Consider the following 10,283-nt stretch of genomic DNA (forward strand, 5'->3'; position numbering starts at 1 on the left):
GTGGGCGAGGAATTGGCCAGCGGCTACTATATCCAGCCAACGCTGTTGAAAGGCGATAACAGCATGCGCGTGTTCCAGGAAGAGATCTTTGGCCCGGTGGTTGGCGTGCTGACCTTCAAAGATGAAGCGGAAGCGCTGGCTATCGCCAATGACTCGATTTACGGGCTTGGCGCCGGCGTCTGGACGCGCGATATCAACCGCGCCTATCGCATGGGGCGCGCGATTAAAGCTGGTCGCGTGTGGACCAACTGTTATCACCTCTATCCGGCGCACGCTGCGTTTGGCGGCTATAAGAAATCGGGGATTGGCCGCGAAACCCACAAAATGATGCTCGACCATTATCAGCAAACTAAAAACCTGCTGGTGAGCTACAGCACGCAACCGCTTGGTTTCTTCTGATGATAAAAGGCAGCGGAGTGATTCGCTGCCTTTTCATCTCTTCGTCATCTTGCGACCGCAGGATGACTCTATCGCCAGAAACTTCTGATGGAAGTGGCATCTTTAAGCCAGGTCTTGTGTGTTTAAAGGATGCGATTGGGCAGAATAGCCCACCTATTTTCAAGGAGATCCCATGAACACGTTGTATAACTACCTGGAACAGCATGACGAGATGCTGGACGGAGTGGAGCAAAATATTATTACCGTTAACCTACCTGGACGTCAGGCGGTGTATGTGATTGGTCAGAACGATGCTGACCTGCTGTTGGAAGTGAAAGCACGCGAAGTCGCCACGGCGCAGCGGATGGAAACATTGCGTCAGCTGGAGAGCCAATTCCGTTTTTAACTTTTCTGCTTTGCCTCATTTAATGATCAATTCGTCAGAAATATCGCAATAAAAAAGCCGCTATCACGCGATAACGGCTTTTTTGCGGTGCGATGCGTAGATTACTTCACGCAGGCGGCGCAGTTGTTATGAATCTGCTGGAAGAAGTCGTTGCCTTTGTCATCCACCAGAATGAACGCCGGGAAGTTCTCCACTTCAATTTTCCAGATCGCTTCCATGCCGAGCTCGGCATACTCCACGCATTCCAGACTCTTAATACTCTGCTGTGCCAGCACCGCCGCCGGGCCGCCGATGCTGCCCAGATAGAAGCCGCCGTGTTTATGACACGCATCGGTAACCTGCTTGCTGCGGTTGCCCTTCGCCAGCATCACCATGCTGCCGCCGTTGGCCTGCAGCAGGTCAACGTAGGAATCCATACGACCTGCAGTAGTTGGGCCGAGTGAACCAGAGGCATAACCTTCTGGCGTCTTCGCCGGACCCGCATAATAGACCGGATGATCTTTGATGTACTGCGGCAAACCTTCGCCGTTATCGATGCGTTCTTTCAACTTAGCGTGGGCAATGTCGCGCGCCACGATGATGGTGCCATTAAGTGACAAGCGGGTTGAGACTGGATAAGCCGACAGCAGCGCCAGAATCTCACTCATCGGCTGGTTCAGATCGACATGCACCACTTCGCCTTCGCCCTGCTGACGCAGTTCTTCCGGAATGTAGCGGCCTGGATTGTCTTCCATCTTCTCAATCCAGATACCTTCACGGTTGATCTTGGCTTTGATGTTACGGTCTGCTGAGCAAGATACGCCCATACCTACCGGGCAGGATGCGCCATGACGCGGCAGACGTACCACGCGGATATCGTGGGCAAAGTATTTACCACCAAACTGCGCGCCGAGGCCCAGTTCCTGCGAGGCTTTCAGCAGTTCTTCTTCCAGCTGAATGTCGCGGAAGGCCTGACCATGTTCATTACCTTCGGTCGGCAGCGAATCGTAATAGTGGGTTGAGGCCAGCTTGACGGTTTTCAACGTGGCTTCGGCTGAAGTACCGCCAATCACAAACGCAATGTGGTACGGCGGGCAAGCGGCGGTACCCAGCGACATCATCTTATCGACCAGATAATTTTTCAGCTTGGCGGGCGTAATCAGCGCTTTGGTTTCCTGATATAGATAGGTTTTATTGGCGGAACCGCCACCTTTAGCAATGCACAGGAATTTGTATTCGTCGCCATCAACGCTATATAGGTCAATCTGCGCCGGCAGGTTGGTGCCGGTATTCACCTCTTTATACATATCCAGCGCGGCATTCTGTGAATAACGCAGGTTATCTTCAATAAAGGTGTTGTAGACGCCTTGCGACAGTGCGGCTTCATCGCCGCCGCCGGTCCAGACGCGCTGGCCTTTTTTGCCCATGATGATAGCGGTGCCGGTATCCTGACAGGTTGGCAGCACGCCTTTGGCGGCAATTTCAGAGTTGCGCAGGAACTGCAGGGCAACGTATTTGTCGTTCTTGCTGGCTTCGTCGTCGGCAAGAATTGACGCGACCTGCGCCTGATGCGAGGCGCGCAGCATGAAAGAGGCATCGTGGAATGCCTGCTTCGCCAGCAGCGTCAGCGCTTTGGGATCGACTTTCAGGACTTCTTCGCCATCGAAGTTGGCCACCGAGACGTAATCAGTGCTCAGCAGATAGTATTCGGTATCATCTTTGGCGAGAGGAAAGGGATTCTGATAATAGAAGGGTTTGTTCGACATGTTGGCTCACTTAGCTTCGTGTTGCCCGCCAGCATGACGGGCGACAAATTAGGCAGTCTGTTATTCAATTTTCTCTCGCCAGCCCTCCGCAGGGGCTGACTGGCGAGCATCATAACATTTTCACGGTAATGCGCGGCTCCGTTTTTAACATCGAAGCAACATCATCAGAACATCATCACCATCCATGGATAGGCTACAACCATCAGAAGAACCAGGAACAGCGCGCCGAAGATGGTGCCCAGGCGCCAGTAATCTTTGGTTGGCAGATAGCCGCTACCGTAATAAATCGGGCTTGGGCCGGTGCCGTACGGGGTAATAATGCCCATCACACCCAGAGAAACACACATCATCAAGCAGAATACCGGCATGTTGATGCCCGGAATTGAGGCGGCGATAGTCAGCATGGCTGGCAGCAGCGCGGTGGTGTGCGCGGTGGTACTGGCGAACAAGTAGTGCAGCAGGTAGAAGGCGATTAACAGTACTACGGCAGAAACCTGTGGGTCATAACCGTGCAGCAGCATCGCACCTTCTTTACCCAACCAGGCGATGAAACCGACGCGCGCTAAACCATCTGCCAGCGCAACCAGCGTGGCGAACCAGGCGAAGGTGTTCCATGCGGCTTTATTGCTGGTGATGTCATTCCAGTTTAGTACACCGGTCCACAGCATCAGCACGATGACTAACAGCGCGGCCATTGCCGGTTCAATCCACGCGGTGGCGAAGATCCACATCATCAGCGCCGCAACCACGAAGCCCAGCAGCAGGATTTCGTTACGTTTCAGCTTGCCGAGTTTTTCCAGCTCAGCAGTAGCCCAGCGCGGCACTTCGTCATTCACCTTCACTTCAGGCGGATAGAGCCAGTAAGCCAGCAGCGGCATGGTGAGAATCAGCAGCACACCCAGCGGCAGGAAGGCGAGGAACCACATGCCCCATGAGATATCAAAGCCTACCACGCTTTTCACCAGCGCCAGAGCCAGCAGGTTAGGAGCCAGAGCAGAAAGGAACATTGAACTGGTGATACAGGCGGCGGTGATGGCGACCCACATCAGGTAAGAACCAATCTTACGTGCGCTTGGGTCATTCGGTTTTGAACCGTACAGTGGCGGCAGGTTAGCAATGATTGGATAGATGGTACCGCCACTGCGCGCGGTGTTGGATGGCGTAAACGGTGCCAGCAACAGGTCAGCGAAGGTAATAGCGTAACCCAGCGTCAGGCTGCGGCGGCCAAGATACTTCACCAGAATCAGCGCCAGGCGACGGCCGAACTGGGTTTTATCGTAGCCGGCGGCGAACATAAAGGCACCGAAGATCAGCCACACCGTGGAGTTGCCGAAGCCGCTTACCGCCCATTTGAACGACTGCGCAGCGGTTTTGAACTTGGGATCCGCCAGTTCTGCCGGGCTAAACAACACCCACTGGCTGAACAGCGCAATCACCACCACGCCGGTTAAACCGATAACGGCGCCCGGCAGCGGTTCGAAAATCAGTCCCACAATAACCCCGACAAAAATGGCGAAGAAGTGCCATGCGTAAGGTTCCAATCCCGCAGGAGTCGGCACCAGCAGCAACAGCACAGCCACAATAATTGGCAGGCACAACATTATCAGGCGGTTCTTTTTCTTCCCCGGTGCCGCGGGAGGCGCGGTGAGGGATTCACTCTGGGTTGTTTGTGTGTTCATAGTTTTGTCTGCAAGTTATGGAGAATGCGTATATACGCCCCGAACCAAGCTGGTTTTTTTAGTTACAAAACTCTTTTAACAGATTAGTCGTGACATTTAAAACTGAGTTTTAATAAATCGCTATTTACAAAATTTGATGCGCGAATTATCTAATGGATGCGCCTATGATGCGATTAATTAAAATATCTATTTTGATCCAGATCAATAAAATTTATTCGTGGTTTTTTTGCTTTAAACATGCACGCCTTAATAAATGAACCATTAGGTGAAAATTAACTGTGTGAGGTGAATAAAACGGCACAAATCAAGCAAAAAACAGAGAAAGGAGACGATTTATCTTTATGATAAGGCTGGATTTGTTTTAAATGTAAGGAAAAAGTTGATTTTTGTCAAGTCTTGGTTAAAACTTAGCTCAGCGCAACTTTCAGCAATAGGTATCAAATATTATTTCCATGCGTAAAACTTATATAACTAACGAATAAGGTTATGTAAGTAAATAAAATGGTATATTTACGCCATGAAATCGGACCACTCAAATAATTATAAATGTCTCCGAACCGCCAAAGAATTGAATACAAAGTTTCTTAATTCTGGAGTTGCTCATCATGAATACGCTCACCCCGATTCTTAATCCGCTTACGCTACCGAAAGGTGCGGTGCTTAAAAACCGATTGGTTATGGCGCCGATGACCACCTGTACCGGTTATTACGATGGCGGTGTTACCAGTGACCTTGTCGAATATTATCGCGTGCGTGCCGGCAGCATCGGTACCGTAATTGTAGAGTGCTGCTTTATTGATAACCGTGGTCCTGCATTCCCAGGCGCGCTCGGTATCGACAGCGACAACAAAATCCCCGGCCTGGCGAAAATTGCCCACGCCATCAAGTCTCAAGGCTCCAAAGCGGTGCTGCAGATCTATCACGGTGGCCGCATGGTGGAACCGGCGCTGATCGGCGGTAAAACTCCGGTCGCACCGAGCGCCATCGCCGCACCGCGTGACGGTGCCACCAAACCTCAGGCGCTGACTGCAGAAGAAGTGGATGTGATGATCACCAAGTTTGGTGATGCAGTTAACCGTGCGATCAAAGCCGGCTTCGACGGTGTAGAAATCCACGGTGCCAACACCTATCTGATCCAGCAGTTCTACTCGCCAAACTCCAACCAGCGTGACGATAAATGGGGCGGCAGCCGCGACAATCGCGCGCGTTTCCCACTGGAAGTGCTGGAAATCACCCACAAGATGGCGGACCGCTTCGCTGCGGCAGACTTCATCATCGGTTATCGCTTCTCACCGGAAGAGCTGGAAGTGCCGGGCATCCGCTGGGACGACACGCTTTACCTGCTGGAGAAACTGGCGGAACGCGGTCTCGATTACGTGCACTTCTCGGTGGGACAGCTGCTGCGTCCGTCGATTGTCGATACCCAAGACCCAACGCCGCTGATCACCAAATATCTGGCGCAACGCTCACCTAACCTGGCGAAAGTGCCGGTGATTGGCGTTGGCGGCATCGTCAATAAAGAAGATGCCGAGAACGCGCTGGAACACGGTTTCGACTTAGTAGCAGTCGGTAAAGCCTGCATCGCTTATCCGGACTGGACCGATCGCGTCATCAAAAATCAGCATATGGAGCTGTATATCGACAGCACCAAGCGCGAAGAGTTGACCATTCCCGAACCGCTGTGGCGCTTCTCGCTGGTGGATGCGATGATCCGCGACACCAGCGATACCGGCCGTAAATACAAAGCGGGCGTGTATCAGGCCAAAGTGGAAGCCGAAGCGCTGAAGCTGAAAATCAACGTCACGCTCGACACCGACCGTATCACCGATATCTCGTTGGTGCCGGATCCAAGCCTCGACGTCGACTTCACCAGCACCTTCGAAAGCCTGCGTGAACGCATTCTGGTGGCGAACAGCCCGCACGTGGATGCCATCACCGGCGCAACTACCCAGAGTGAAGCGCTGAAAAAAGCGGTATCGCGCGCCATGACCACCTCAAGCAAAGAGTATGTGATTGAAGAGGGCGGTAACCCGAATGCCCCGGTGAATTACGACGTCGTGGTAGTGGGAACCGGCGGTGCCGGTCTGGCGGCGGCGATTCAGGCGCATGACGATGGCGCTCGCGTGGTGATCATCGAGAAGATGCCAACCATCGGCGGTAACACCATCAAAGCTTCAGTGGGCATGAACGCGGCGGAAACCCGTTATCAGAAGCTGAAAGGCATCGAAGACAGCAAAGAGCTGTTCTACGAAGAGACGCTGAAAGGCGGCAAATTCAAAAACAATCCGGTGCTGCTGCGCGAGTTTGTTGAGCAAGCACCCGAAGCGATTGAGTGGCTGGCAGCGAAAGAGATCGAGCTGTGCGACATCACCATCACTGGCGGCATGAGCATTGATCGTACGCATCGTCCGGAAGATCGTTCTGCGGTCGGCGGCTTCCTGATCAGCGGCCTGGTGAAAAACGTTAACCAGCGCAATATCGAAGTGCTGCTGGAAACCTCGGTAGCGGAAATTCTGGTGGAAAACGGCGCGGTTACCGGCGTGAAAGTGGTGGATGAGTACAACGACAGCCGCATCATCAACGCCAAAAGCGTGATTGTGGCGACCGGCGGCTTCAGTGCCAACCGCGAAATGGTGGTGAAATACCGCCCTGAGCTGGACGGTTTCGTCACCACCAACCACAAAGGCGCCACCGGCAGCGGCATCGCCATGCTGCAACACATCGGTGCGGATACCGTGGATATGGGCGAAATCCAGATTCACCCAACGGTTGAGCAAACCACCTCGTACCTGATTTCCGAAGCGATGCGCGGCGGCGGGGCGATTCTGGTGAGCCAGGCGGGCAAGCGTTTCTATAACGAAATGGAAACCCGTGACAAAGTTTCCGCTGAGATCATCGCGCTGCCAGAGAAGAGTGCGTGGATCGTGTTTGATGAGCAGGTTCGCGCCAACAACAAAGCGGCTGACGAATACATCGCCAAAGGCTTTGTTATCAGCGCACCAACGCCACACGAGTTGGCGGTGAAACTCAACATGGATCAGGAAGCGCTGCAAACCACGCTGGGTCGTTACAACGAGTTCGTGGCGAAGCAGGATGACGAAGACTTCGGTCGTAAAACCGCGCTGCGTCATCCGCTGAATAAAGGTCCGTACTTCGCGATTCGTATCGCACCGGGCGTGCACCACACCATGGGCGGCGTGACCATCAACACCGATACCGCGGTGCTGGATGCGCAGAAAGAGGTGATTCCAGGTGCCTGGGCGGCGGGTGAAGTGGTCGGCGGCATCCACGGCGCCAACCGCATCGGCGGTAACGCAGTGGCTGATATCATCATCTTCGGTATCAAAGCCGGTCATAACGCGGCTAAACTGGCGTTAGGAAATTAATATCTCTCGCCGCCTGCCAGGTCGTTCATTCCATTCGGTGCGCATTAATGCGCACCCTACAGGTTTTGTAGGGTCACCATTCATGGTGACCGAATGGTGATTCACGTTACGTGCAGGCATCTTTTTCTGTCTGAGAAGAGGCATCAATGAACACCGACGCTGGCGTCTATGCCTATTCTGCCGTTCTGATGGGTTCACCCATTCTGCTCAAATTGTTCGATGACAATCCCACGCTTGCCCGCCACGTATTTCAACTGATCAAACAGCAGGAAAACCTGTTCACCGTTAATCGCGCTGAATCCGAAGTGATGTCGATCAACCACGCCGCAGGCCGCCATCCGGTGATCGTCAGCGAAGCGGTGTTTGCCTTGATCAGCGTGGCGCACGCGGTGAGTTTGCTGCCGGAGAGCGCCTTCAATTTCACCATCGGCCCGGTGGTGAAACGCTGGAAAATCGGCTTTCACGGTCGCGCCGTGCCGCCTGCGCTGGAAATCGCCTCACTGCTGAAACTCACCGATCCGCATCAGGTGCTGCTCAATCCCGCCGAACGCTCGGTGTTTTTGCAACAGCCGGGCATGGAGATCGATCTCGGTGCCATCGCCAAAGGCTACATCGCCGATCGCGTGCAGGTGTTTTTGCGTCAGCAGGGCGTGCAGCAGGCGCTGATCAATCTGGGCGGCAATGTGCAGACGCTGGGCTCGCCGCCGCACGAGCCGCAAGGTTGGGGCATTGGCCTGAAAAAGCCGTTTGGACGCGATGATGAGCTGTTAGGCGTGCTGCAGGTGCAGGGTAAATCGGTGGTGACGTCGGGGATTTATGAACGCTACTTCGAACTGGATGGCCGCTGCTGGCATCATATTTTTGATCCGCAAACCGGCTATCCACTGGATAACGAACTGCTGAGCGTGACGGTGATTTCCGATCGCTCAATTGATGGTGATATCTACACCACGCTGCTCTACGGCATGGGCGTGGAGCAAGGGCTGGCTTATCTCGCTGACCAGCCCGACATCGACGCGGTTTTCGTTACGCGCGATCGGCAGATCATCTGCTCCTCGCCGCATCATTTCCACTTCCAGCAGCTCGATTTCGACTGGCAGCTGCGTTACTGACAATATTGCTGCAGCAGCGAATGGTATTCCGGCTGCAGGCGATAGCGGTACACCGGGCGACCGGTCGCGCCGTAGTGAATGCTGGTGAACAGAATATTAATCTGCGCCAGCCAAATCAGGTATTTACGGCAGGATACGCGCGAGATATTCACTTCAGCCGCCAGTTCGTCGGTGGAGAATTCGTGCCCCGGATGCGCATCAATCCACTGACACAACGTGCGCAGCGTTTGCGGCGTTAAACCCTTGGGCAGGCGCTTGTTGTCGTGCTGCGTCGCCGGGCTGCCGTGAATCAACAGATCTACATCCGCTTGCTGATAGTAATGCTGATTGTCCATCAGCGACTTCTTCTGCCGCCAGCCGGTCAGCGCCTCTTCAAAACGCGGGAACTGGAACGGTTTGATCAGGTAATCCACCACACCGTAGTGCAGCGAGGTTTTAATATTCTCCGCATCGGCCGCTGACGAAATGATGATCACTTCCACCGCGCTCTGCGCCGTGCGCAGCTCCGGCAGCAGATCGAGGCCATTCTCCTGCTGCATATAGATATCCAGCAGCACCAGATCGACCGCGGTATCGCTGTTGAACAGGATCTCTTTCGCCTGCTTCAACGTTGAGGCGGTGCCACAACAGTGAAAGCCCTGAATTTGGCCGATATACGCGCGATTAAGCTCGGCGACCATGGCGTCATCATCGACCACTAACACATTGATCATGCGGATTGGTTTCCTCCATCCCAGGGAAGTTGGACTAAAAATTGGGTAAACACGCCGGGTTCTGACTCGACACTCACGCTGCCACCGATATTTTCGGTTTGCTGCTGCAGCAGAAACAGCCCGACACCACGGTTTTCGCCTTTGGTGGAGAAGCCTTTATCGAAAATGGTGCTGAGATGATCGGCTTCAATGCCCGGACCATCATCACTCACTTCACAGGTCAGCCAACCGTTTTGGTAGTGCAGCATCACGTGAATCTCGCCTTCTACCTGCTCGCTCATCGCATCCAGCGCGTTCTCAATCAGATTGCCGATCACCGTAATCAGCGCCGCCATCTGCTGCTCATTGCCGCTGTCGGGCAGGAAGCTGGCATCGCTGATGGTCAGGCGATGGCCGCAATCCGATGCACGATTGATTTTGCTCAGCAAGAAACCGGCAATCACCGGCGATTTAATCTTATCGAGCAGGAAACCGATCTCCGTTTGGTAATTATTGGCGGTTTTGAGAATGTAGCTTTCCACCTGCGTGTAGTTTTTCATGTGCAGCAGGCCGAGGATCACATGCAGCTTGTTCATAAACTCGTGCGAGCGCTCACGCAGCGCATCGACGTAGTTTACCATGCCCGTCAGACGCTGCATCAGTTGACTGATTTCCGTCTTATCCCTGAAGGTGCAGACCGCGCCGATAATCCGTCCCTGGCTGCGCACCGGCACGGTATTACTTAGCAACACGCGGCCATTCACATTCAACTCTTCATCACGCCGCGCCCGCCCGCTGTGCAGCACATCCCGCAGATGATCGTTAATCACTGAGGCATCGTAGATGCGGTCGCCGCTGATGGTACCCATCGAATCGTTCAGCAGC

Annotated in this window: 7 protein-coding genes and 1 pseudogene; 4 read left to right on the forward strand and 4 right to left on the reverse strand. The window is 53.9% G+C overall.

Features of this window, described 5'->3' with window-relative positions; genetic code table 11:
* A pseudogene (gene adh, locus RTY00_RS11760) lies at positions 1–399 on the forward strand (aldehyde dehydrogenase); the annotation flags it as partial.
* 172 nt (positions 400–571) lie between these two features.
* Positions 572–784, forward strand: coding sequence for a hypothetical protein (locus RTY00_RS11765; protein WP_008102759.1), 213 nt, complete (start codon positions 572–574; stop codon positions 782–784).
* Between the two features lie 101 nt (positions 785–885).
* On the opposite strand, the gene fumA is transcribed toward RTY00_RS11765, so the two are convergent.
* Together fumA and RTY00_RS11775 are read right to left on the reverse strand one after the other, a co-directional pair.
* A complete protein-coding gene (gene fumA, locus RTY00_RS11770; RefSeq protein ID WP_008102761.1) occupies positions 886–2,529 on the reverse strand; it encodes a class I fumarate hydratase FumA in 1,644 nt (547 codons plus the stop codon).
* Between the two features lie 164 nt (positions 2,530–2,693).
* Positions 2,694–4,208, reverse strand: a complete 1,515-nt coding sequence (locus tag RTY00_RS11775) for an anion permease (protein WP_312664567.1) — start codon at positions 4,206–4,208, stop codon at positions 2,694–2,696.
* A 605-nt stretch (positions 4,209–4,813) separates the two neighbouring features.
* Between RTY00_RS11775 and RTY00_RS11780 the strand changes: the two genes are divergently transcribed.
* Positions 4,814–7,594 carry a flavocytochrome c gene (locus RTY00_RS11780; protein WP_154152585.1) on the forward strand — a complete coding sequence of 927 codons (2,781 nt, stop codon included), beginning with the start codon at positions 4,814–4,816 and terminating at the stop codon, positions 7,592–7,594.
* Positions 7,595–7,740: 146 nt separating this feature from the next.
* Positions 7,741–8,706 carry an FAD:protein FMN transferase gene (locus tag RTY00_RS11785; protein WP_312664568.1) on the forward strand — a complete coding sequence of 322 codons (966 nt, stop codon included), beginning with the start codon at positions 7,741–7,743 and terminating at the stop codon, positions 8,704–8,706.
* Here RTY00_RS11785 and dcuR read toward each other — a convergent pair.
* Together dcuR and RTY00_RS11795 are read right to left on the reverse strand one after the other, a co-directional pair.
* Positions 8,700–9,419, reverse strand: coding sequence for a two-component system response regulator DcuR (gene dcuR / locus RTY00_RS11790; RefSeq protein WP_008102769.1), 720 nt, complete (start codon positions 9,417–9,419; stop codon positions 8,700–8,702). The genes RTY00_RS11785 and dcuR overlap by 7 nt on opposite strands.
* A partial coding sequence (locus tag RTY00_RS11795) for an ATP-binding protein (protein WP_312664569.1) occupies positions 9,416–10,283 on the reverse strand: 868 nt, incomplete at its 5' end. The genes RTY00_RS11795 and dcuR, both read right to left, overlap by 4 nt.

Origin of the sequence: Pantoea sp. CTOTU49201 (assembly GCF_032054795.1) — a bacterium.
Taxonomy (GTDB): domain Bacteria; phylum Pseudomonadota; class Gammaproteobacteria; order Enterobacterales; family Enterobacteriaceae; genus Pantoea; species Pantoea symbiotica.